We start from the raw sequence: 24,627 nt of genomic DNA on the forward strand, positions 1-24,627 counted from the left end.
CATTTGGGAAAGGCGACCTGCCAATGCAAAGCATTGTTCTCCTGCTGTGGCTTGCCTTGTGCTCCGAACAGGATGTGCGTCAACGCCAGATATCCAACCTGCTGACCCTGGGCGTGGCTGCCGGCGCCCTGGTCTGGCTGTTCGCCACCGGCCACAGCTGGATCGGTGCCGAGCCCAGCGATGCCGGCTGGGCGCTGGCCATCGTCATGCTGCTGACCTTGCCCGGCTACATGCTCGGCCGGTTCGGTGCCGACGACGTCAAGCTGATGGGCGCCCTGGCGCTGGCCACCAGCCCGCAATACGTGCTCGGTACCTTCATCGGTGCCGGTATCAGCGTGCTGGTCTGGCTGCTCACCCGTCGGCGCCTGTGGACGCTGCTCAACCCTAAGGTGAAAAAGCGATTACAGGCCCTGACCGAAGAAATGGGCGACAAACAGGCATTTGTACCCTATGTGTTAGCAGGTTTTCTTCTAACGGCTGTGTGGATCCAATAATCCCTCCCGTGGTCCCATGCCTTGTACATAACTTGTACATAAACGCAAAGTGCGACTATTTTTAAACTGCCAGCGTGTCTGGCACGGGAGCAGGGCCGTATAAGAACAGGGAGTTGATTGTGTCCAGACCAGTGAGTGAAGTGAAGGTATTGGTGGTTGATGACCAACCGGTCATTGTCGAACAGCTGAGTGAATTCCTCGAAACCAAGGGCTATGTCTGCGTAGCAGCCCACTCAACCGACGAAGCCATCGAGCACTATGTGTCAGACCCGGCTATAGGCCTGCTCATCTGTGACCTGCACATGCCGGATCGCGATGGCATCGAGCTGGTGCGCGCCTTGAAGGAGCTCAACGGCAGCCAGCGCATGTTCGAGGCCATCATGTTGACGGGTCGTGCCGATAAACAGGACGTGATCCGGGCGCTACGCGAAGGCTTTGCCGACTACTACCAGAAACCGATGGACCTTGATGAACTGCTGGAAGGCGTACGCCGGCAGGAAGAGGCCTTGCTGGAGCGCCAGCGCAACCTCCGTGACCTTGGGGGATTGAACCAGCGTTTGCAGGAGCTGGCCGAGTCGGTAGACGAGCTGTATCAGGACCTGGAAAAAGCCCGTGGTCAAGGGACGCACCGGCGTGCCACTGATGCTGAAGAAAGCGAAAGTGAGCTGCCAGCAGCGTTCGAGAAACTGTCACCACGCCAGCTGGAGGTGGCGCGCCTGGTAAGCAAGGGCAAGACCAATTACCAGATCGCCTGCGAACTGGGCATTACCGAAAACACCGTCAAGCTGTATGTGTCGCAGGTCTTGCGCCTGACCCACATGCACAACCGTACCCAGCTGGCATTGGCGCTGACACCCAGCTCATCGCCGGTACATCTGAGGTTTACTACCCATTGAGGGGTTTGCTTGGAGATTGCCGGGGCTGCTTTGCAGCCCATCGCGACACAAGGCCGCTCCCACAGGCACCGCGCAACCCTCAGGATAGCGGTGGACCTGTGGGAGCGGCCTTGTGTCGCGAAAGGGGCGCAAAGCGCCCCCCTACATTTGAAAAGCCAAACTCAGGGTCAGCCGGGGGCCGCGGTCCAGGCTGTCCAACGCCACATCCGCCAAAGGCTTCGCCACCTCCAGCGCAACGTTGAAGTAGCGTCCATCCCCCAACCGTGCGCCAAGTGCCGCCGAAGCCAAGTGCGCATCCTCCACCGCGCCCCGGTTATGCCAGGCCTGCGCCATATCCACTGCCGCATAGGGCTGAACCAACCCCAGCCCGTGATCTCGCAGGCTGTAGTTCAGCTCGTAAGATACGCCCCAACCCTTGTCGCCCTCTGCCTGGTCACGCGGGTAGCCACGGCCGAAATGCTGCCCACCAAAGCCAGCCCGTTCGCTGTCGGGCAGCCGGTCGTCACTCCAGTACAACGCCCCCGACACTACGCCCTGCCAACGCGGCGACAGCGGGTCACTTTGCAGCCCCGACAACCTGAGCCGCAGAAAGTCCATGTCGTAGCCGGCGTCGCTGCGCGCGCCCAGGTAATCCAGCCCCTGATAGACCCCGGCACTGACAATACGCAGGCGCCTGCCGTCCACTGTGCGCCAGTCACCCTCAAAGGAAACCGCGCGCACACCGGTGTCGTAGTCCCGTACCGAAGGCTGCCCACCCAGTGCGTCTTCGACGTGCTCACTGACCGCATACAAGTGCCCCTGCACAGCCATCCATTCATCCGCCCTGACAATCACTGGCTGGCGCAGGCCCACCGCATAGCGTTCACTGTCGCGCTTGCGGGTAATGTCACGGCCATCGTCCAGGCGAATACGCGTGCCCGGATCACTGCGGTAGCGCGAAGCCGACAGCAGCAGTTGGCTACCGGCAGCGTCAAGGTACTGGCTGTAGTCCAGCCGCTGGTAATGGACCTGGTCATCCCCCGGCGGCAGCAACAGGCTGGCCTTGAACTGTTCGGCCAAGCGGGTCTGGGCATTGCTGCTTGCCGTCAGCAGCGCCTGTGGATCGTCGCGACTGGAGTCGGTCACGATAACGGCGGCGTTGAACGCCTTGCGCCGCGCCTGCACGTTCAGGCGGGCTGCACCGTCAGCGGTTTGCGCCACGGCCAGCTCAGCCTCTATGGAGACACCTGGCAGGCGTTCGGCGAGCCCCAGGTAGCGCTCCAGCGTTTCCTGGGTCAGCGGGCGCTCGGCTTTCAGCCGCGCCAGCAGCTGCTGCAAATAGTCACTGGCCGGGCCGATATCGCCGGCCACGTGATAGTCCCGAATGTAACCTTCGACCAACACGACATTGACCCGGCCATCGGCCAAGTCCTGAGGGGGCAGGTAGGCGTAGGAAAGCAGGTACCCCTCCTGCCGATAGCGCTCGGTCAGGCGCTCGGTGTACTGCTGCAACTCACCAAGCGTGATGAGGTGCCCGATCAGCGGCTGGTAGTGCTCGCGCAAGTCGCTCAGGGGGAACACCGTACCGCCTTCGAAACGCACCTTGTGCAGCATCACGCGCGTATCCGCAGGCGCCCAGGCCAGGCTATCGGCACTGGGCCCAGGCAATCGCAGGTTGGGGCTGACGGGCCGGTAGGTGTCCACCGGCAGATCAGTGTCGGGCAGGCGCCGTTCGTACTCATGGCTGTCGAGAAAACCCGGCAACGACCCGGCTTGGGCCGCAAGCGCCCAAGGCAGCAACAACAAGGGCACGGCCAGAGGACGCATAGGGCGCTCCACGTTCCCACGGGTTGCGGGGCACCAGCCGGTCACACCCGTCATTTGCAAGCGTAGGTGCTGGCCCGGCTGCCGTCGAACGCCTACTCGCTGACCTGGAACGCCACCCTGGCCGTCTCGCCGCTTTCATCCAGCGCACTGAGCTCGGCCTGCCCGGCCTGCGGCAAGCGCACCAGCAGGCTGTCCTGCCCCTGGGTCTCGCCCAGTGGCTGACCATTGAGGAACCACCAGCGTCGGCCGCCACCGCCCAAGGCCGACACATGCAGTTGCAACGGCTCGCTGCTGGTAGCCGGTTGGCGCAGGTTGTCACCCGGGCGCACGCCGACGATCGACAGCGGCGGCGCGCTGGCCGGCACCTGCGGTGGGCAGGTCGGGTCGATGGCCGGCAGCCGCGCCGCGCGCCGCTCGACGCGGGGCAACCAAGGTTCCAGCGGGGCCGGCCACAAGGCGATGTCGCGAGCCTTGGCGCCTGGGCAGCCGCCATCGACGCGCAACCCCTGTTCGTTGACCCACACGCTTTCACGCAAGCCCAGGCCAAGCGGCTGGTCGGCGGCTTGCAGCGTCGGGGGCGTGGTGCCGTCCAGGGTCCAGGCAAAACGCTGACGCCGGCAGTTGGGGTCCTGTTTGCTCATCGGCTGGCCCAGCGGCCAGCAGATCGCCGCCACACCGACATTCGCCGGCACCCGCTCCACCGGTGTGCTGATGCCGCGCTGGCTGTCGCGGTTGCTCAGCAGGTCATGCACCTGCAGCATCAACGGCGCCGCCGACGCCAGGCCGAACTGGCCGGGTACCGGCGTGCCATCGGGGCGGCCGATCCACACGCCGATCAGATAGCGCGGGCCCACGCCAATCGACCAGGCATCGCGAAAGCCATAGCTGGTGCCCGTTTTCCAGGCCAGTTGCGGGCGCTGTACCAGCTCGGCATGCGGGTCGCGGTCGGGGCGCGCCTGGCCACTGAGGATGCGCCGGATGATCCACGCCGCCCCCGGGGACAGCAGCCGGCGTTCCACCAGTGGCTCCTGTGGCTGCAAGCGCACCCGTGCACTGTTGCCACCCCGCGCCAGCGCCGCGTAGCCACCCACCAGGTCCTCCAGGCGGCTGCCCGCACCGCCCAGGATCAGCGACAGGTTAGGCTCGGCCAAGGGCGGCAATGCCAGTGGCATGCCCGCCATGCGCAGCTGCGCGGCAAAGCGTTTCGGGCCATAGGCCTCCAGCAATTGCACTGCCGGCAGGTTGAGGGACAGGGCCAGCGCCGAGCTGGCCGACACGGGCCCGCTAAAGCCCATCGAGAAGTTACCGGGGCGATAGTCACCATAACGGCGTGGCACATCCTGCAACAACGATTCGGAATGGATCAGGCCATCGTCCAGCGCCATACCGTAAAGAAACGGTTTGAGCGTGGAACCGGGCGAGCGTAGCGAGCGCACCATGTCGACGTGCCCGAAACGGCGCTCGTCGGCCAGCTCGATCGAACCCAGGTAGGCACGCACCGCCATGGTCTGCGCCTCGACCACCAGGATGGCGGCAGAGGTGCGCTCCGGCAGCCGCGCGCGCCAGCCCAGCAGCAAGTCTTCCAGGCGCCGCTGTAACGCTGCATCGAGCGTGGTGCGGATCAGCGGCGGGCTGTCGGCGCTGTTCAGGCGCCGGGCGAGCAAGGGTGCCAGGGCTGGCTCCTGGCGTGGCGCCAGCACCAGCGGCTCTTCGGCTGCCTCGCGGATTTGCTGCGCAGGCCACACCTGGTATTCGGCCAGGCGCTGCAGCACCTTGTCCCGGGCACGCTGGGCACGCTCGGGGTGGCGATCCGGGCGCAGCCGGCTGGGTGCCTGGGGCAGCACCGCCAGCAGCGCCGCCTCGGCCGGGGTCAAGTGCATGGGTGACTTGCCCAGGTACGCCCAGCTGGCTGCGGCCACACCCTGCAAGGTGCCGCCGAAAGGCGCGCGGTCCAGGTAAATCTGCAGGATCTCGCGCTTGGACAGGTGCCACTCCAGTTGCAGCGTACGCCACAGCTGGCGCAGTTTGCCGGCCAGGGTACGGTCATGCGGATCAAGCAGCCGTGCCACCTGCATCGACAGCGTACTGCCACCCGACACCACACGCCCACCCCGCAGGTTCAGCCAGGCCGCACGTGCCAAGGCCAACGGGTTGACCCCAGGGTGACGGTAGAACCAGCGGTCTTCGTAAGTCAGCAAGGCCTGCAGGTACAACGGCGATACCTGGTCGGGGCTGACCGGGTAGCGCCACACCCCCTCGGCATCGGCAAACCGCCACAAGGGCGTGCCGTCTTCGGCCAGCACTACCCGGGCCAGATCGTCGCCCGGCAACGGCAGCGGCCAAAGGCGGTCAGCCAGCCACAACAGGCCGCACAACACCAACAGGCCAAACAGCGTGGCGCGCAACAGCCTGCCCGCACGCGCTAAGCTTGGCATCGGGAACCGACCTGGCCAGGTAATGGCCAAAGGCTTGGGAACGGCAACCTCGCCAATTCGTTCATCAGGAAGCAACTATGCATGTAGAAGGTTTTTTCGAGTGGCTGGGCCAGGCACTGGGGTCGTTGATCCGCGTCATCGTCGACGCATTGAGCGGGCTGTTCAACCTGCTGGCCAATGCCGGTGGCAATTTCATTGACGGCCTGGCGCGCACGCTGGGCATGGATACCTCGCTGGTCAGCATCCTGGCCCTGATCATCGGCCTGATGCTGCTGTACTCGGCAATCCGCGCGTTCATGCGCGCCTCGATCATCCTCGGGATTATCTGGCTGGTGCTGGGGCTGTGGGTGATGAGCTGGGTGATTCACTGAATGACTCAGCTGATCTGCGCGGTGTTTGTGGGAGCGGCCTTGCGTCGCGAAAGGGCTGCACAGCAGCCCCAGGCTTTCAGCTTCGCCGCTTGAATTGCCGGGGCCGCTTTGCGGCCCTTCCGCGACGCAAGGCCGCTCCCACATGGTCCGTGTAGAGCGGGTCTCTAGCGGGCTTTTACGGTCATTTCACCCTGCCCATCCCCCACGGCCTGCAGGTTCGGCCGGTACATCGACTCGACCTGCGGCGGCGGCACACGGTAAGTGCCCGGGGTTACTGCCCGCGCCAGGTACAGCAGGTGGGTGGTGCCGTAGCGATCGAGCTTGAGCGCTGCAACATAACGGTCATCACGGTACTCCTGATGCACCACGCTGGCGTTCTGCATCGACTCGCGCCATTCCTTCACAGCGCTGCTGGCATTGTCCAGGCTGGCGGCGCTTTGCGCCAGGTTCTGGTTTTCCAGCTCCAGGCCGGCCGGCAGCAGGTCGACCACCAGTGCATCTGGCACTCGGTCTTCGGCCTTGAGCGCCAGGTGTACCAACACCAGGTCGCCACTGCGCAGGTTGTGCAGGTCCAGCGCCTGGCCGTTCATGCCCAGGTACTCACGACGAATCTGCATACCATTGCCGCCGGCCGCAGGTGCCTGGCGTGGGTAACCGGACAAGGTCAGTTGCTGGTACAGCGTCCCGCTGCCTTCGTTCTGTACGCTCAGTGGCGAGGCCAGCAACGGGCCTTCCAGCTTCATGCCGGCCTCGGCGTTGTTGAGCGCGCGGACTTCGCCCGCACTGTCCAGGCGTGCCTGCCACTTGCCTTCCGGCTTGCCCAGCAGGCCACGGCCGGCCAGGAACAGTGCATTGCGCTCCTGGGTCGACAGCCAGCGGTTGGCCGCCAGTTCATCCGACAAGGCGAACAGGCGCTGGTCGACCTGGCTGCTGGCCAGGTTGCTCTCCTGCAGCAATGCCAATATCAGCGCCTGGTCACGCAGGGCGCTGCCGTAATCGGCCATCCAGCCTTTGCCACGGCTGATGCCCAGGCCCGCCTGCAAAGCTTGCTCGGCGCGCGGTTTGTCGCCCATCTTGTCCAGCGCCACCGCCAGTTGCACCAGCGGCAAGCCCGAGCGGGCATCGGCACGGCGCTCGAACAGGCCACGCAGCGCACCCAACGGCGCTTGCTGGCTGCGCGACAGCACCAGCGCCGCGTAGGCCTGCACGGCAAAGCGGGTATGGTCGGCGTTTTCGCTGTAGTCGACTTCGATCAGGTTGCGCTCCTGCAGGTAGCGCAACAGGCGCTCGCTGGCTTTCTTCAGCGCTTCGGCCGGCACGCCATAACCCTGGTCACGGGCACGCAAGAGGAAGTCGGTAACGTAGGCGGTCAGCCAGTACTCCTCTTCGCTGTCCGAACTCCACAGGCCAAAGCTGCCGTTGTAGCGCTGCATGCCCAGCAGGTGCTCGATACCCATTTCAATCTTGCGCTTGCGCACATCCGCCGGCTCGCCCTTGATACCCAGGCGCTTGAGGCTGTCAGCGTCCGCGTACAGCGACGGATACAAGCCGCTGGTGGTTTGCTCCAGGCAACCGTAAGGGTACGCCTCCAGCGCACGGATCTGCTCGGCCAGGTTCAACGGCGGCCGGCTCGACAAGGCCAGGCTGGCCTCCAGGCCAGCGGGTTCGAACGCAGCCAGGTCTGCTTCGGGCAGTGTCCATGGCTGATCCTTCAAGGCCACGCGGTAGTGCTTGAGCATTGCCGGGTAGGCCGGGCGCACGCCCAGCGTCCACTCACGTTCGAACGCGGTGGTCGGCTCGTTCGGCAGTTGCAGGCCAGTGACCCGCACATGCACCTTGCCCTGCCCCAGACCACCCTGGGCCTGCACCGGAATCATCAGGGTCGACCGCTGCCCCTCGGCCAGGGCGACGGTCTGCACGGCATTGGTGGCCAGGCTCAGTTGCCCTTCGGTGGTGATTTCAACGTTCAGTTGCTGGGCACGGCCCGACAGGTTGGCCAGGTCCAGTGCCAGGCTGGTGCGGTCGCCACCGGCCAGGAAGCGAGGGGCCGAAAGCTCGGCAATCAGCGGCGCAGCGACCACGGTCTTGCCTTCGGCCATGCCGAAGTGCTCTTCGGTCCAAGCCTGGGCCATCAAGCGCAGCTCGCCGTTGAAGTCAGGGATACCGACCGTGGCCTGGCCCTCACCCTTGTCGTCCAGCGTCACCGGCAGGCTCTGCTGGGCGACGATGGTGACCGTGGTGTTAGGCCGCTTGCCGCCCTTGGCCATCGCCGCATCACCACCAAACGCCAGGCTGGCAAGGCGGCCCTGCCCGGCTTCGATCAGCTGGCCGTAGATGTCCAGTTGGTCGGCACCGTACGCCTTGCGCCCGAACAGGCTGGCAAACGGGTCGGGGGTTTTGAAATCGGTGATGTTGAGGATGCCCACATCCACCGCCGACAACAGCACATGCACCTGCTTGGGTACGCTGCCATCAGCATTCGCGGCCTTGACCTTCACGGTCAGCGGCTGTTTCGGACGCATTTTCTCCGGTGCCTGCAGGCTCACCGCCAGCTTGCGCTCGGCGCGGTCCAGTGGCAGGTGCAGCACGCCTACTGAACGTTTGGGGGTGGCGTTGGCCTTGCGCTCACCCGGGCGGATCACCAGCGCGCTGATGTACAGGTCGTGGCGTGCCCAGGCTTTGTCCAGTTGCACATCGAAAGCCTTGCCCTCGGCGGGCACTTCGATTTCCTGCCACCACAACGGGCCATCGCTGGACTCGATCATCAGGTAGCCGCTGCCAGCGGCGGGTGGGGTGACGGTGACCTTGGCCGTGGCACCGTCGGCGTATGACGGCTTATCCAGGGCCAGCTTGACCTGATCCGGGCGCACGGCGCCGCCTTCAGCGTTGTCCTGGGCGCGATAGCCGGCCCAGAACCGCTCGCTGGACACAAGGCCGGTCTGCGGGTCTTCCACTTCGACGCGGTACGGCCCCCATTCAACCTGAAAACTCAGCTTGGCCGTGGAGCCCGCCTTGACGCTGACTGTCTCTTCGTCCTGGGTCAGGAACTTCTCGTTGTAGGCGTAGCTCCAGCCGTCGCTCTGCGAGTAGTTCCAGTAGTAGTCACGGCGCTCGCGGATCAGCCGCACCTTGAGGTCGTTGGCCGCCAGTTTGTTGCCATCGCGGTCGGCCACCAGGAACTCGAATTCCACCGGCCCGTCGCTATTGGTTTCCTCGCCATCGAACAGGCCACGCAGGCCCGGCAGGCGCTCGGCTGGCCAGACAGGTTGCTCCAGACGCCGGGTGATTGGCCGGCCACCCGACTCCTGCAGGCTGGCCTGCACGGTCAGTTGCAGCGGCGAGCGGGCTTCGGCCCAGCGGCTTTCGATGTCGATCACCGCCTTGCCGGCCTGATCGAGCGTTACTTCGTCCAGCTCAAGGTCCTGGTTCAGCTCGGTTTCGGTGACCGAGCCAAACTGGTAGCCAGGCAGCGCCGGCACCGCCTCGCGAAGGGGGCGCACATAGGCCTGACCACTCAGGCGATTACCGGCAGCCGGGGCGCCATAGAGGTAACGGCCATTGACCTGGATGCGCGCATCCTCCTCGGGCGACAGCGGCGTGCTGCTGCCCTTCAGTTCCAGCGCCAGGCGCTCGGGCAGGAAGTCTTCGACAAGAAACTCATACACCTGCTTGCGCCCGCCCCCCAGGTCCAGCAGCAGTTGCCAACGGCCAGTGGGTGCCTCGGTGGCCAGTTGCAACTGGTATTGGTACAAGCCATTGCTGTCGGCTTCCCAGACAAACTTGCGGCTTACCTGCTCATCCGGGCGACGCACTTCCACGCTCACCGGCTGGGCTTTGACAGGCTTGCCGTCCTGGTCACGCAGCAGGCCGTTGAGCAGTACTGTTTCGCCTGGGCGGTACAGGTCACGCGGGCCGAAGATGAAAAACTGCAGCGGGTTGGCCTGGGGCCCAGTGATGTCGAACTCGGCCAGGTCCAGGGCGGCGGTGTTCAGGCGCAACAGCGTGGTGTGCACACCTTGGGTGGCGATCAGGGTATCGGCTTTGGGCGTGATCGGCAGCTGAGCGTGGCCTTTGCCGTCAGTGCTTGCCTGGGCCAGCAACTTGCCCTTCTCGTCATGGATTTCGAGGTTGACGCCGTTCAGCGCCTTGCCGCCTTCCAGCGCCTGGGCGAACACGTCGAGGCGGTCGCGGTAACGGTGCGCCGACACACCGATGTCGCTGAGGGTGAACAGGGTCGCTGGCTGCGAGTAGTCATAGGTGCCCGAGGCACGCATCACCGCCAGGTACACGCCCGGGTCCTGCAGCGGCTTGATGCCGGCGATGGGCAGCAGCACGGTTTCGCGGGTGTTACGGGCGGGGTTGAGGTCGAAGCGGCCGCTGTAGACCAGCTCGGCCATGTCCAGGGTTTCCTTGGACTGGTAGTAGTACAGGCTGCTGTTGCGCCCCCAACTGGCGAGGAAGGTCGAGAGCATCTGCGGCTTGACGCGGAAGAACTCGACATCGACTTTGTCGACGTTCAGGGCAATCACCGGCAGGCCTTCGGCCAGGCGCGTGGGCAGCAGCGAACCGCGGCTGGCAAAGCCGATGGTCGGCTGCATGTCGCGGGTTTCCAGGCGGGTGACCGACTCGCTGTCCAGTTGCTTGCCGTTGACCGCGAGCAAGCCCTTGTCGACGGTCAGCACCAGCTTGCGCTGCGGCTCCAGGTGGCGCAGGCGCAGCTCCATCTGGTTGTCGGAGAGTTCCCAGGCGCCGTCGAGCTTACCCTTGACGGTGTCGACCAGGTGCACCTTGGTGGCGAAGTCCTGCTTGGCATCCAGCGGTGCGGAGAAGCTGATCGACAGCGTTGCCGCGCCATCGAGCTGCACTTCAGAAACATCCAGCACCGCAAGCTCGCGGCCCTCGTAGCGCTTGGCGAGCACAGCAGGGTCTTCGCGCTTGGGCGCTTGGGTTTCGACGGGCGCTGTAGCTACGGGTTTCTCGACCGGCGCCGGTTTGTCCGGCGTCGAAGAGTCACAGGCACTGAGCAAAGCCAGCGCGCAGGCCAGCAACAATCCTTTGTTGAACATGGAGTAGGAACTCTTAGGCAGCGTGTACGTGAGGGCAGCAACTATAGCTCAACGTCAGGTGCAGCACCCGGGCGTTGCGCGGCAAGTGAGACCATGGTCGCGCTAAATGGTTGCCGGTCGTTACACTGTGGCATTCGTTAAAGGGGGCCGCTGTGCGCCCCTTCGCGGGCCTGCCCGCTCCCACAGGTTTGGCGCCGGCCGCAAGAGCAACACTTTCCTGTGGGAGCGGGCAAGCCTGCGGAGGGGCGCACAACGGCCCCAGGTCTCATGGAATGCAAATGCCCCAACTCGCTGCCGACTGGCGCCACCGCCCCACCCATCACAAGGTCTGGGCGCTGGCTGCGCCGATGATCCTGTCCAACATCTCTGTGCCGCTGGTGGCGCTGGTCGACAGCACGGTCATCGGCCACCTGCCCCACGCCCACCAGCTGGGTGCCGTGGCGGTGGGCGCCACGCTGTTCACCTTCATGGTCGGCCTGATGGGCTTCCTGCGCATGGGCTCCACCGGCTTCGCCGCTCAGGCCGCTGGCCGTGGTGACGGTGCAGCGTTGCGCCAGGTGCTGGTGCAAGGGTTGCTGCTGGCGGTCGGTTTTGCCGTTGTGATCGGCCTGCTGGCCCTGCCGTTCAGCCAGCTTGCACTTCATGCGATGCAACCCAGCGCAGCCTTGCAGCAATCCACCGAAGACTTCTTCCACACGCGCCTGCTTGGGCTGCCTGCAGCGTTGGCCAGTTACGCGCTGGTTGGCTGGTTTCTGGGGACCCAGAACGCCCGGGCACCGCTGGCCATCCTGCTGACGACCAACCTGCTGAACATTGTCTTGAACCTGTGGTTCGTCCTGGGGCTGGATTGGGGTGTACTGGGTTCGGCGCGGGCATCGGTGATCGCCGAGTGGAGTGCAGCCCTGCTGGGCCTGGCCCTGACCCGCCCGGCCCTGCGGGCCTACCCGGGGCAAGTCGTATGGGCGGCGCTCAAACGCTGGCAGGCCTGGCGCCCGCTGCTGGCGGTAAACCGCGATATTTTCCTGCGTAGCCTGGCGTTACAACTGGTGTTTCTGCTGATTACCGTGCAGGGTGCGCGCCTGGGTGAAGCCACGGTAGCGGCTAACGCCCTGCTGCTCAACGGCCTGTTGCTGACGGCCTACGCACTCGACGGCTTGGCGCATGCTGTGGAAGCGCTGTGCGGCCATGCCATTGGCGCCCGCGACCGCGACACCCTGCGCCGTTCGCTGGTGGTGGCCTGCGGCTGGTCGCTGATCACCAGTCTGGGGTTTGCCGGGTTGTTCCTGCTGGGTGGGCACCTGTTCATCGACTTGCAGACCGACATCGACGGTGTAAGGGCGGCGGCTTATCCGTACCTGCCGTACCTGGCGTTGCTGCCGCTGATTGCGGTGTGGAGTTACCTGCTGGACGGCCTGTTCATCGGCGCGACCCGGGCGCGGGAGATGCGCAATGCGATGTTGGTGTCGGTGCTGATTGCACTGCCGGTGGCGGTGGCCATGAGCGGGTTCGGCAACCATGGGTTGTGGTTGGCGTTTCTCGGGTTCATGGGGTTGCGGGCGGTGACGTTGGGCTGGGTGGGGTGGCGGTTGCAGCAGAAGGGTGAGTGGATTCGGTGATGTTGGGGCCGCTTTGCGGCCCATCGCGACACAAGGCCGCTCCCACAAAAGGCCTGCATACGCCGGTCAATGTGGGAGCGGCCTTGTGTCGCGAAATGAGGGCGAAGCCCTCACCTGCGGTTTCACAGCCACACACAATCCCAATGCGGATACTCGCCCGCTCGCCGGACCAGGCCAGCCCGAATGGGATTGGCGATGATGTAGCGGGCAACCGCCCGGACATCCTCCTCACGTCTCAGAGCCCGGTCATGAAAGCTGGTCTGCCAGATATGTCGCCTGTCAGCGCCCACCTTGTACAAAGCACAACTGCTTCTGGACTTGAACCCACACATCAGCGTCCCCAGGTTCGTCGGGCCAAGCTCGATAAGCCAGTGAAGATGATCAGGCATCAAGACCCAGGCCAGAGATCGACAAGCCTTGCTCTCTTCACTGAACCGCAATTGCTGGACCACGGTCCTGGCGAATCGAAAATTATTGAACAACGGCGTTCGGTTACGAGTGGTTGTGGTGAGCAGATAAAGGCGCCCGGATTCAGACACTCGACCGCCACGTAAACGATGGGAGCCTGGACGTTGCATGTCGTCCTCCTTTGAACATTGCATTCAAAGGTAGCGGCATTGGTGCGATGGACCAGGGCCGGATATTTACCGGTTGTGACGCTGGTGAGGGCTTCGCCCTCATATCGCGACGCAAGGCCGCTCCCACAAAAGGCAGCACAGGCTTTTGCAGGAGCGGCCCCAGCAATTACGACGACAGGTACGAAGACCGGGTCAGCCCAAGGCGCAAGGCATCCAGGTACTGCGTGCGCTCACGCGCAGTGATTTTGGCGCTGGCCACCTTGTCGCGGTAGTGAGTCATCAACTCCTCCGGCGACAGGTGCACGTAGCGCAGCATGTCTTCGATGGTGTCGTGGGTCTCGATACCGGCGTGGTACACGCTGCCGTCAGCGTTCTGGTAGATGTTCACCGAGTCGGTGTCACCGAACAGGTTGTGCATGTCGCCCAGGATTTCCTGGTAGGCACCGACCAGGAACACGCCCAGCAGGTAGTCCTCGCCCTCCTTCAACGCATGCACCGGCATGCTGGTCTCGATGCTCTGCTCGTCGACGTACTGGTTGATCTTGCCGTCCGAGTCGCAGGTCAGGTCCTGCAGTACGGCGCGGCGCAGCGGCTCTTCGTCCAGGCGGTGCAGCGGGATGATCGGCAGCACCTGGCCAATGGCCCAGGTGTCCGGCAGGCTCTGGAACACCGAGAAGTTGCAGATGTACTTGTCGGCCAGCTTGTCGTTCAGCTCGTCGAGCACCTGGCGGTGCGAGCGCTGGCGGGCTTTGAGCGAATTATGCAGGCGGCGGCACACGGCAAAGTAGCACTGCTCGGCCAAGGCTTTCTCGCTCAGGCTGATCTTGCCATCGGCGTACTGTGCCGCCACGTCACCCATGTAGTGGGTGGCGCGCCAGTAAGTCTCGGTCACCATCTCGATGTCAGTCGGGCCAAGCAGGTCGGCCAGCCACTGCACGGTCTCGGGCAGGGCTTCTTTGTTCTCGATGGTGGGTACGTCGTCGTTGTGTTTCTCGACGTCGGTGACCTGGATCACCAGCATGGCATGGTGCGCGGTCAGCGAGCGGCCACTCTCGGAGAAGATGTGCGGGTGCGGCAGGCCCTGCGCGTCGCAGAACTCCTTGAGCATGCCCACCACCACGCCGGCATAGTCGTCCATGTCGTAGTTGATGGAGCTGGCATTGCGCGAGTGGGTGCCGTCATAGTCCACGCCCAGGCCACCGCCAACGTCGATGTGGTCGACCGGCAGGCCCAGCGCACGCAGCTCGCCGTAGTAACGGATGGCTTCCTTGAAACCGTGCTGGTAGTCGGCCAGGTTGGCGATCTGCGAGCCCATGTGGAAGTGCAGCAGGCGGATGCCCTGGTCCAGGCCGGCATCGCGGAAGCGTTGCACCACCGAGATCAACTGGGCAGCCGACAACCCGAACTTGGACTTCTCGCCACCGGTGTCGGCCCATTTGCTGGAGGCCAGCGACGACAGGCGCACGCGCAGGCCGACCTGGGGTTTCACCTTGAGCTCGGCGGCCTCGTCGATCACCAGGGCCACTTCCGACTCTTTCTCGATGACGATGAACACGTTGTGGCCAAGCTTCTGGCCCATCAACGCCAGGCGGATGAACTCACGGTCCTTGTAGCCGTTGCAGACGATGGTACCGCCCTTCGGTGCCAGCGCCAGCACTGCCAGCAGCTCGGGTTTGGAGCCAGCTTCCAGGCCGATGGAGACGTTTTGCGTGGCGATGATGTTTTCCACCACCGCTTCCTGCTGGTTGACCTTGATCGGGTACAGCGCGGTGTACTGGCTCTGGTACTCCAGGCGCGCGATATTGGCATCGAACGCACCGGTCAGCTGGCGTACGCGGTCCTGCAGAATGTCGGGGAAGCGCACCAGCAAGGGGAGCGACAGGCCGCTTTGGCGCAATTCGTCAACCTGCTCGTACAGGTCGATCGGCGCGCTGTCGGGGCCGTTGGGGCGCACTTCGACGCGCCCCGCTTCATTGATGGCGAAATAACCAGCGCCCCAATGGCGGATGCCATAAACACTGCGGCTGTCGGCCACGGTCCACTGGCTACCATCGTCTTTGCGTGTGCGTCGTACGGACATTCAAGTCCCCTATAGATAAGTCGAAGACACTGCCCCGCAGGCAGCGGAGCGAGTGTAAAAGCTGAAAATGACGATTCATCCGTGCTCAGGCATAGACCCTGACCACGGGAACGAGTTTAGAAAGCGCTGGGCAAAAAATCGCGCGATGGCCTCAGCCGCCGGACTTTTTCGCCTTGAAACCCTGTTTGGTCAGCTCGCCGATCAACAGCTCGACATGGTCGCCCTGGATCTCGATAACCCCGTCCTTCAGGGCGCCGCCGGTACCGCAGCGGCGCTTGAGCGTGGTCGCCAGCTCTTTGAGCTGGTCGGGCGGCAGCGGCACGCCGGTGACAGTGGTCACGGTTTTGCCGCCACGGCCTTTGCTCTCACGGCGCACACGGGCAATGCCGTCACCTTCGGGGATGATTTGCTGCTTGCAGATGCATGCATCCACCGGCTGGCCACAGTCGGGGCAGTGCCGACCGGCATCGGTGGAGTAAACGAGACCGCCAAGGGCGGAAAAGGAAGAAGCTTTCTTGGCCACTTTTGTTCCTCTGTGCTGAGGACAAAAACTGGTCGTGCCCTGGGGTTGAGGCCGACCGCGAAGCCCCACTCTGGCAGGGGCGGCGCTACTGCCGCAAGACTTGCGACAGCCCGAAAAGGGCGCGCAGTGTAACGATAAATCCGGCTGTTGCTAAGTACTGGAATGCGCCATTTTGCGAATGTTTTGCGACTTCAGCGCCTGTCGTCGCCCGCGCGGGTGCAAACTGGGGCGCCTTCCTCAGGAGACAGGCCCGTGACGATACCTCAAATCGGCGCATTCATTGCCAAGTGGCCCAAGCTGGGCGTAGCGCACGCGACACCATGGCAGGTAACCCTGACATGTGAAAGCAACGTCCTGTCGCTGATTGAGCAGCTCGAAAGGGGCTATCGGCGCGAAGGCGATTGCGCCATTCACGAAACGGCCATCGTCGAACCCGGTGCAGTACTGAAAGGGCCGATTATCATCGGCCCGCAGGCTTTCGTGGCTGCGGGCGCCTACCTGCGCGGCGGGGTATACATCGCTAGCAACTGCATTGTCGGACCAGGCTGTGAGGTGAAAAGCAGCTTCATGCTCAGCTCAAGCAAGTTGGCACACTTCAACTTCGTCGGCGACTCGCTGATCGGCGAAAACGTCAATATCGAAGCCGGGGCAATCATCGCCAACTACCGCAATGAACTGGACGGGGCAATGATCAGGATTCGCCATGGCCAGGCGGTCATCGACACTGGCGCAAACAAGTTCGGTGCGTTGATAGGCGATGGCTGCAAAATTGGCGCGAATGCAGTCATCGCGCCGGGTGCGTTGCTTCTGCCGGGTACCCGCGTGCCGCGCCTTGGGCTAGTCGACCAGTTTGCCTACGACTGACTGGCCTTGTAGCGCTGCAATGCCACTAAAGAGTCCGGACAGTAGGATTGGGTCTGGCTTTCTGACTCTGCCTGCTCCAACCCGATGAAGCGCGCCTCGATTACTTCTTCTGGCTGCAAACGCAAAGGCGCATCCGACACCGCCGAATACACAGCACACCACAGGCGGTTGTCGGGCTGGTCAAAGTAGAACCGCTCGTGAAAACGCAACTCGACACCTTCGATTCCCAGCTCTTCGGCCAGCTCACGGGCAGCCGAGTCGGCATAAGCCTCCCCGGCCGACACCATGCCGCCGGCCGCCACATCCCAGTAACCGGGGTATAGCGCCTTGCTCAGGGTACGCCGATGCACGCACAGCTCACCGGCACTGTTGAACAGCAGGATGAACGTGCAACGCCCGATCAGCCGTCGCTCACGCAGTTCGGCGCGGGGCAAGGCCCCCAGCACCTGGTCGGCTTCGTCCACCCAGGCAACCAGCTCGCGGTCGGAGGCCGCCCGGTGGGCGGCCTCGCTTGGGCTGATGGCCATTCTCAACCCTGCGACAGCAACTGACGCAGGTCGATGACCGCAGCGTTGGCCCGGGAAATGTAGTTGGCCATGACCAGCGAGTGGTTGGCCCACATGCCAAAGCCACTGCCATTGAGCACCATCGGGCTCCACAGCGGCTCTTGCGAGGCTTCCAGTTCACGGATGATCTGACGCACGCTGACCGTGGCATTCTTCTTCGCCAGCACGTCGGCGAAGTCCACCTCAATGGCGCGCAGCAGGTGCGACAGCGCCCAGGCTTGGCCGCGGGCTTCGTAGAACACGTTGTCGATCTGCAGCCATGGGGTTTCCACCACCTCCTCGTCCACCTGCGGTGCCTGGCCGGCAACGACCGACTCGGTCTTCAACGTGGTGTTGAGCTTGACCCGGCCAACGCTGGCCGACAGGCGCTGCGACAGCGAGCCAAGGCGAGTGGCCACGTCACCCAGCCAGTTGTTCAGGTTGTCGGCGCGGGTGTAGAAGATCGCACCCTTGTCGCCAGAAGCCAGACGCGTCTGGTAACGGGACAGCGACTTGATGCCCTCTTCGAACTCCGACTCGCTCGATGGCAGGATCCAGCTCTTGTTGTCGAAGTTGAAGCGCGGCTCGGCCTTGGCCAGGTCGGCATCTTCGGTGGACTGCGACTGCGAGCGGGCAAAGTCCTTGCGCAGGGCGCGGGACAAGTCGCGTACCTGGACCAGCACGCCATATTCCCAGCTCGGCATGTTGTCCATCCACAGCCCTGGCGGGAAGCGGTCGTTGGAGATGTAGCCACCAGGCTTGTTCAGCAAGGTACCGGCCACGGTCTTGAGGGTTTCGATGGTGGTGTAGCCCACCACCATCTGCTGGCCACCGCGCTCAGCGGCAGACTGGGCATTCTGCTGAACCGGGAACAGGTCCGGCTCCTGGCTCCAGTACCAGCCCAGGCCGATGCACACCAGCAGGTACAACCCGATCAGGGTCCCCAGGGCACGGCTCCAAAGGCCGCCCAGGTAGCTACGGGCGGCAGCGCCGCGGCCGTCGACACGCTCACGGGGCTCGGCTTTGGCCTCGCGGTTTTTCCAGTCCAGCATGGCTTTGTCCTTAATCAGTCACGACGGTTCTAGGGCTTGGACCACAGGCCTGCGCCAGGGTGCCACGGCAAGCCCGCATGGCAGCACTATAAAGCAGACACCACCGTACGCATAAGCGACCTGTCAGTCAGCAACTGAATATTCGTTCTGGCCGCTTTGTTGATACAGGGCAGTCACGTCTTTGAAAAGAGCTGCTAGCATAGAGCCATCATCGCCCCTGCACACCCCAACCTATAAGTAGCCAGGACATGAGCCAAGCAGTCGAGCCGAGCCCGCTGTGCCCCGCCCAGCAGCTGACGCGTAGCGGCCTGCGCAAGGATGACCCACTCGATCAGGTGCTCAAGCCGCCCCTGCGCAAACCGGTGTACATCCTGCTGCAGGACCACGAGCGTGCCCAGCGCCTGGCTCAACAACTGGAATTTTTTGGTCTGCTAGTGCAAGCGCTGCCCAGCGCTGCGGCGTTTCTCGCCTCGATCAGCGAATACCCGCCCTCGGCCGTGATCATGGATGTCGACTTCACCGGTGCCGGCCAAGGCCTGCTGCTGGCCACCCAGCTGCAGAAGGGCGTGGCGCAACCTGTTCCGCTGCTGTTCTTCAGCCACCATGAAGCCGACACCCCGACCCGCCTGGCGGCCGTGCGCGCCGGTGGCCAGGACTTTCTCACCGGCAGCCTGGAGGCTTCCAGCCTGCTGGAAAAGGTCGAGTTGCTGACCAACGCCGCCCCGCACGACCCCCTGCGTGTGCTGATCATCGACGATTCGCGCACCCAGGCCCTGCATACCGAGCGCGTGCTGGCCAGCGCCGGCATGGTCACCCGTAGCCTGACCGACCCGATCCGCACCATGGCAGAGCTTGCCGACTTCCAGCCCGACCTGATCATCCTCGACCTGTACATGCCAGCCTGCACCGGCCCGGAACTGGCCAAGGTGATCCGCCACAGCGACCGCTATGTGAGCGTGCCGATCATCTACCTGTCTGCCGAGGACGACCTGGACAAGCAGCTGGATGCCATGAGCGAGGGCGGTGATGATTTCTTGACCAAGCCGTTTCGCTCACGCCACCTGATCACCACCGTGCGCAACCGTGCCGCCCGCGCCCGGCACCTGAAGGCGCGCATGGTGCGCGACAGCCTGACCGGGCTGTACAACCACACCCACATCCTGCAACTGCTGGAAGACTGCAGCTTCCGCGCCCGCCGTGAGCAGCAGCCGTTGAGCTTTGCCATGCTCGACATCGACCACTTCAAGAAGATCAATGATCGCCACGGCCACCCCATGGGCGACCGGGTAATCAAGAGCCTGGCGCTGTTCCTCAAGCAACGCTTGCGCAAGACCGATTTCATTGGCCGCTATGGCGGTGAAGAGTTCGCCATTGTCATGCCCAATACCGCGCTGGACGCGGCGCACAAGGTGCTGGACGAGATTCGCCGGCGCTTTGCAGAGATCATCTACCCGGCGCAGCCGCGGGATTTGCAGTGCACCTTCAGTGCCGGGGTGGTGCAGCTGGATGAGGTGCTGGACGCGCTGACCATGGCCAGTGCAGCGGACGAAGCGCTTTACCGGGCCAAGCATGCGGGGCGTAATTGCGTAGTTCGAGTGGAGCCTTGAAACAGATTTACCCGCGAAGAGGCCGGAGCAGGTGAAACAAATGAAGGCACTGTGCCACTTTTTTCTGGCACCAAGCCCCTGTCGTCATCACCCCGTCACAAAATCGCAATAACTTCAGGCGCCTACCTCTCCCCTGCGCAGGAAGTTCGCGGCGATGCGCCTGAAGTGGCTGACCAATTTCAACACCCTGTTGCTGGTAACGGTGTGTCTCGCCCTGGGCGCCACCCTGTGGTGGTCGCAGCGTGCCCTGGAGCGCCCCTACCAGATGATGGAGCGCTACCTGGGCCTGTCTCAGCAGTTCCAGAACCAGGCAGCACGTAATATCCAGGTCTACCTTGGCAGCGGCGATGCCCTGCGCCATGCCGCCGCCATGGAGGCCAACCAGCAGCTTCAGGCCACCCTGACCGAGTGGCCCACTGAGCTGGCTGGCAAACTGCGCCCCAGCCTCGACAGCCTGCAGGCCTTCACCGCCAACGAGCTGCTGGCCGCCGGTAAACTGGCTGGTGACCCGCAAGCCCTGCTGTTGCAGGCCGAGCGGGAGCTGGGGGCCAACCTCGAACAACTGGCCGGCTACGCCCGCGACAGCGGCAGCGCCGATGCCAACCGCTACCTGTTGCCAGTGCTCGACGCCACCGTGCACCTCGGTCGCCTGTCGCTGGCAAGGGACAAGCTGGTCAGCAGCGGCCGCCCGGAGCTGGCCGACGAAGTAGAGCGTGAACTGCAACTGATCCGCACCCAGGCGCAAGCCATCGACAGCTTGCCGTTGTTGGGCGTGACCCGCGCAGCCGAATCCGTTGCCGACGACTTCGCCGCCATGATGGGCCTGGAAACCCAGGCCAGCGCCCAGCAGGAAGACATTGCGGTGGGCCTGAAGCGTGAACTGCAAAGCCTGCTAAGCCGCTACCCGGCCGAACTGCAACGCACCCGCGAACAGATCGAACGCCGCGCCGCCCTGGCCGCCAGCACCAGTCAGCGCCTGGAGGCGGTGCAGCAAGCCATCGCCGCGCTGGAACCCGAAGTACGCGGCGAGCATGCAAAGATCGCCGCCGAGGTGCGCATCATCCAGGGCCTGATGATCGGCCTGATACTGCTCATCGCCTTGCTGATCGACACCTTGCAGCGGCGCCTGACCCGCACCCTCACCAGCCTTGCCCCAGCCTTGTCATGTTGGGCCGAGGGCGACTTTGCCCAAGCCATCTCCCTGGGCAAGACCAACCGCGAACTGCACGATATCCAGGAGTCGCTCAACCGCCTGCGCCAGTACCTGGTGGAGCTGGTCGGTACCATCCGCCACAATGCCGAGCAGGTGGCTGGCAGCAGCCACGCCCTGGCCGGCATGAGCGCTGCCCTGCACGACGGCGCCGAGCGCCAGGCGGGCGATACCGGGCAGATCCGCGACGCCTTGGGTGAACTGGAGGCGACCATCCAGCAAGTGGCGGGGGATGCCAGCGCCGCCGCCGATGCCAGCCGCGATGCCGGGCGGGCGGTGGAGCAGGGCCAGGCGGTCATTGGCCAGAGCCTGTCGGGCTTGCGCGAGCTGGTTGATGAAGTGCAAGGCAACGCCCGCATGATCGAGCAATTGGCGGAAGAGTCGGCGACCATCGGCGGGGTGCTGACAGTGATCCGCTCGATTGCCGAACAGACCAATTTGCTGGCGCTGAACGCTGCGATCGAAGCGGCACGTGCGGGGGAAATGGGCCGTGGCTTTGCTGTGGTAGCCGATGAGGTGCGTTCGCTGGCGCAGCGCACCACGGGGGCGACCGGCGAGATTCAGGCACTGATCGACCGCCTGCAGCAAGCGGCGAAAGGTTCGGTGGCAGGGATGCGCGCGCAGCTTGAGCATGCCGAGGCTACGGCCAGCCAGGCTCAGGCGGCGGATGGCGCGCTGGACGAGATTGTCTGTGCCATCCGCACCATTTCCGACACAGCGGTGCGCATTGCCGATGTCACGGCGCAGCAGAGTGGTGCGGTGAGTGACATTCGTGACCACAGCGAGCGGATTCACGAGCTGGGCGAAGACAACCTGCAGCGCATTGGTGAAGGGCGCGTGCAAGGCGAGCAGTTGCTCAGCCTGGGCGGTGAGCTGAACCGGGCGGTGCGAGCATTCAGGGTTTAAGTTGGGCCTTTCAGCGCCTGTGAGATCGAGCGCCGCGCGGGCGGCGCTCGATCTGCCAGGCGCCAAACATGTCACGGCAAGCGCTGCTGGCCCCAACCCGCACCAACTCCGCTATCATGCGCAGCACGTTCCACCTCGCGAGTCCGCCATGCGCCGCCTGTTTTTCCTGCTGTTCCTGCTGCTGGCCAGCCCTGCCTTCGCCACGGGCCTGCTCGACAACCGCCCCAGCGCTACCCTCGGCGCCGCTTCGCTGGCCAACAACGCCGACTTCCTGCCGGTTCACGATGCCTTCAAGCTCAGCCTGGTCCAGGCCGACGCGCACACCCTCAAGCTGCGCTTCGTCGCCACCGAGGGCTACTACCTCTACCGCCACCGCTTCCAGTTCCACACCGAGCCGGCAGACATCACTCTGGGCGCGCCGAACATCCCCAAGGGCGAGGCCAAGCACGATGAGTTCTTCGGCGACGTCGAGGTGTACCACGGCGTGCTCGACATCGAACTGCCGCGCACCGACCCGCGTGCCTTCACCCTGCTGGTGGGCTACCAAGGCTGTGCCGACAAAGGCCTGTGCTACCCACCGGAAACCGCACGCCTGAGTATTGATGGCGAAGGCGGTGCCAACGCACCCGCAACGGCCGAACACGGCTGGAACTGGAAATCGCTGCTGTTGTTCTTTCTCGCCGGGGTCGGCCTGACCTTTACCCCGTGTGTACTGCCGATGCTGCCGATCCTGTCGGGCGTAGTGCTGCGCGGCCAGGTGGGTGGGCTGCGCGGGCTGGCGCTATCGCTGGCGTACGTGCTGCCGATGGCGGCCAGTTTCGCAGCCCTCGGCGCGCTCATGGGCCTGTTCGGCGCGGGCCTGAACCTGCAGGCGCGCCTGCAGTCGGCCTGGGTGCTGGTGCCCTTCGCCCTGTTCTTCGTGGTATTTGCCTTGGCCATGTTCGGCCTGTTCGAGCTGAAGCTGCCCCAGGCCCTGAGCAACCGCCTGAACAACGTCGCCAATCACACCCGGGGTGGCTCGCTGCTGGGTGCGGCAGTGCTGGGCGTGCTCTCCAGCCTGCTGGTTTCGCCTTGCGTATCAGCCCCCCTGGCTGGCGCCCTGCTGTATATCAGTGCCAGCGGCGATGCCCTGGGTGGCGCACTCAAGCTGTTTGCCCTGGGCCTGGGCATGGGTGCACCCTTGTTGCTGGTGGCCACCGGTGGCGCGGCCTGGCTGCCAAAAAGCGGCCCGTGGATGAACACGGTGAAAAACGCCATCGGGGTGCTGCTGCTGGGGCTGTCCATTGGCTTGCTCAGCCGCGTGCTGCCGGGCCCTGTGACCTTGCTGCTGGTGGGGTTCCTCGCAGCCGGCGTGGCACTTTTCCTGGGCGCCCTGGAGTTCGTCGTCAAGACCGCACGCCAGCGCCTGGCCCAACTGCTAGGCCTGGCTTTGCTGGTATACGCCCTGGCCTGCTGGTACGGCGCCCTCAGTGGCCAAGGCGACCCGCTTCGCCCGCTGCCCGTTGCAGCACTTGCGGCCACCGGCAGCAGCCAGGCGGCAAAGACGGATGCCTGGCAGACCATCACCACCCCCACCGCACTGGACGCCGCACTGGCCCAGGCCAAAGCGGCCGGCCAGCCGGTGCTGCTGGACTGGTATGCCGACTGGTGCATCAGCTGCAAGGTGATCGAGCATGAAGTGCTCAACGCGCCGCAGGTGCAGGCGCAGCTGGCCGGCTTCAAGCTGTTGCGTTTCGACATCACCGAGAGCAATGCCGAGCAACGCAAACTGCTCGATCGCTACCAGCTGTTCGGCCCACCTGCCCTGTTGTTCTTTGCCGCGAACGGCAGCGAAATTACCGCTGATCGGGTGATTGGCGAGATAAACGCCGGTGAATTCGCGCAAATTCTGGCCCGCGTGCGCGGCAAAGTAGGTCTATAACTTCCCGCGTGCCGGGAAAAATCCTGAAATAGATGACCAGATTTAATTATTTGGTCACATACTTCGCGCGAATCTCGGACATCGTGCTGGCTATTGCCGGGAACTGGACACTTGCCGTCGCTTTACGGCACACTCGCCGCGCTGTGTCGAATTGCCCTACAAATCCAAGGAATCCGCAGATGGCAACGCTACTGGTGCTCCACGGCCCCAACCTCAACCTGCTCGGTACCCGCGAGCCAGGCCATTACGGCGCCGTGACCCTGGCCCAGATCAACCAGGACCTGGAGCAACGTGCCCGCGCGGCAGGCCACCATCTGCAGTACCTGCAGAGCAATGCCGAATACGAACTGATCGACCGCATTCACGCCGCACGCAACGAGGGTGTGGACTTCATCCTGATCAATCCGGCTGCTTTCACCCACACAAGCGTCGCATTACGTGACGCATTGCTTGCAGTGAGCATCCCATTCATCGAAGTGCACCTGTCCAACGTGCACAAACGCGAACCGTTCCGTCACCACTCCTACTTTTCCGATGTTGCCGTAGGGGTGATCTGCGGTCTGGGCGCCAGCGGTTATCGCCTGGCCCTGGAGTCCGCGCTGGAACAACTGGCTGCCAACGCACAGCCCAAATGATGAAAACCCTGGCCTCAGTGGG

Annotated in this window: 17 protein-coding genes; 9 read left to right on the top strand and 8 right to left on the bottom strand. The window is 64.1% G+C overall.

Annotated features, from left to right (window positions below; translation table 11 throughout):
* Window positions 1-23: 23 nt before the first annotated feature.
* Together AC07XM_RS17580 and AC07XM_RS17585 are read left to right on the top strand one after the other, a co-directional pair.
* Window positions 24-494, top strand: a complete 471-nt coding sequence (locus tag AC07XM_RS17580; protein WP_102689927.1) for an A24 family peptidase — start codon at window positions 24-26, stop codon at window positions 492-494.
* Window positions 495-613: 119 nt separating this feature from the next.
* The gene (locus tag AC07XM_RS17585) at window positions 614-1,390 is read left to right on the top strand and encodes a response regulator transcription factor (protein ID WP_031312056.1); all 777 of its coding nucleotides are present in this window, start codon (window positions 614-616) and stop codon (window positions 1,388-1,390) included.
* A gap of 141 nt (window positions 1,391-1,531) precedes the next feature.
* Here the strand turns inward: AC07XM_RS17585 and AC07XM_RS17590 are convergent, their stop codons facing one another.
* Both AC07XM_RS17590 and pbpC read right to left on the bottom strand, forming a co-directional pair.
* Window positions 1,532-3,196, bottom strand: a complete 1,665-nt coding sequence (locus AC07XM_RS17590) for a ShlB/FhaC/HecB family hemolysin secretion/activation protein (protein ID WP_102689926.1) — start codon at window positions 3,194-3,196, stop codon at window positions 1,532-1,534.
* Between the two features lie 92 nt (window positions 3,197-3,288).
* Window positions 3,289-5,631, bottom strand: coding sequence for a peptidoglycan glycosyltransferase PbpC (pbpC, locus tag AC07XM_RS17595; RefSeq protein ID WP_060519225.1), 2,343 nt, complete (start codon window positions 5,629-5,631; stop codon window positions 3,289-3,291).
* Between the two features lie 77 nt (window positions 5,632-5,708).
* On the opposite strand from pbpC, the gene AC07XM_RS17600 reads away from it, so the two are divergent.
* Complete coding sequence (locus tag AC07XM_RS17600) at window positions 5,709-6,002, top strand: hypothetical protein (RefSeq protein ID WP_016484746.1); 294 nt, start codon at window positions 5,709-5,711, stop codon at window positions 6,000-6,002.
* 164 nt (window positions 6,003-6,166) lie between these two features.
* Here AC07XM_RS17600 and AC07XM_RS17605 read toward each other — a convergent pair whose 3' ends face one another.
* On the bottom strand, window positions 6,167-11,068 hold the full coding sequence (locus AC07XM_RS17605) for an alpha-2-macroglobulin family protein (RefSeq protein WP_102689924.1): 4,902 nt from the start codon (window positions 11,066-11,068) through the stop codon (window positions 6,167-6,169).
* 278 nt (window positions 11,069-11,346) lie between these two features.
* Between AC07XM_RS17605 and AC07XM_RS17610 the strand changes: the two genes are divergently transcribed.
* On the top strand, window positions 11,347-12,684 hold the full coding sequence (locus tag AC07XM_RS17610; RefSeq protein ID WP_023047816.1) for an MATE family efflux transporter: 1,338 nt from the start codon (window positions 11,347-11,349) through the stop codon (window positions 12,682-12,684).
* Between the two features lie 122 nt (window positions 12,685-12,806).
* Here AC07XM_RS17610 and AC07XM_RS17615 read toward each other — a convergent pair whose 3' ends face one another.
* The 3 genes from AC07XM_RS17615 to AC07XM_RS17625 all read right to left on the bottom strand — a co-directional run bounded on the left by AC07XM_RS17615 (window position 12,807) and on the right by AC07XM_RS17625 (window position 15,865).
* Window positions 12,807-13,262 (bottom strand): REP-associated tyrosine transposase, encoded by a 456-nt coding sequence (locus AC07XM_RS17615; protein WP_016484743.1) that lies wholly within the window; start codon window positions 13,260-13,262, stop codon window positions 12,807-12,809.
* A gap of 166 nt (window positions 13,263-13,428) precedes the next feature.
* Window positions 13,429-15,342 (bottom strand): arginine decarboxylase, encoded by a 1,914-nt coding sequence (gene speA / locus AC07XM_RS17620; protein WP_016484742.1) that lies wholly within the window; start codon window positions 15,340-15,342, stop codon window positions 13,429-13,431.
* Between the two features lie 151 nt (window positions 15,343-15,493).
* Complete coding sequence (locus AC07XM_RS17625; RefSeq protein WP_012270332.1) at window positions 15,494-15,865, bottom strand: translation initiation factor Sui1; 372 nt, start codon at window positions 15,863-15,865, stop codon at window positions 15,494-15,496.
* Window positions 15,866-16,117: 252 nt separating this feature from the next.
* Between AC07XM_RS17625 and AC07XM_RS17630 the strand changes: the two genes are divergently transcribed.
* Window positions 16,118-16,729 carry an LbetaH domain-containing protein gene (locus tag AC07XM_RS17630; protein WP_102667922.1) on the top strand — a complete coding sequence of 204 codons (612 nt, stop codon included), beginning with the start codon at window positions 16,118-16,120 and terminating at the stop codon, window positions 16,727-16,729.
* Here the strand turns inward: AC07XM_RS17630 and AC07XM_RS17635 are convergent.
* Window positions 16,720-17,256, bottom strand: a complete 537-nt coding sequence (locus AC07XM_RS17635; RefSeq protein WP_016484740.1) for an NUDIX hydrolase — start codon at window positions 17,254-17,256, stop codon at window positions 16,720-16,722. The genes AC07XM_RS17630 and AC07XM_RS17635 overlap by 10 nt on opposite strands.
* A 2-nt stretch (window positions 17,257-17,258) precedes the next feature.
* A complete protein-coding gene (locus AC07XM_RS17640; RefSeq protein WP_016484739.1) occupies window positions 17,259-18,326 on the bottom strand; it encodes a DUF2333 family protein in 1,068 nt (355 codons plus the stop codon).
* A gap of 248 nt (window positions 18,327-18,574) precedes the next feature.
* Here AC07XM_RS17640 and AC07XM_RS17645 point away from each other — a divergent pair, with 248 nt between their 5' ends.
* The 4 genes from AC07XM_RS17645 (at window position 18,575) to aroQ (ending at window position 24,605) form a co-directional block, all read left to right on the top strand.
* Entirely contained in the window at window positions 18,575-19,933 is a 1,359-nt protein-coding gene (locus AC07XM_RS17645) for a diguanylate cyclase (protein ID WP_016484738.1), read from the top strand.
* A 154-nt stretch (window positions 19,934-20,087) separates the two neighbouring features.
* Window positions 20,088-22,049 (top strand): methyl-accepting chemotaxis protein, encoded by a 1,962-nt coding sequence (locus AC07XM_RS17650; protein ID WP_095116997.1) that lies wholly within the window; start codon window positions 20,088-20,090, stop codon window positions 22,047-22,049.
* A gap of 148 nt (window positions 22,050-22,197) precedes the next feature.
* Complete coding sequence (locus tag AC07XM_RS17655) at window positions 22,198-23,970, top strand: protein-disulfide reductase DsbD (RefSeq protein ID WP_023048388.1); 1,773 nt, start codon at window positions 22,198-22,200, stop codon at window positions 23,968-23,970.
* Between the two features lie 179 nt (window positions 23,971-24,149).
* Window positions 24,150-24,605, top strand: coding sequence for a type II 3-dehydroquinate dehydratase (gene aroQ, locus AC07XM_RS17660; protein WP_003255330.1), 456 nt, complete (start codon window positions 24,150-24,152; stop codon window positions 24,603-24,605).
* Window positions 24,606-24,627: the final 22 nt, after the last annotated feature.

The sequence above is a fragment of the Pseudomonas sp. GW460-LB5 genome (genome assembly GCF_059423245.1).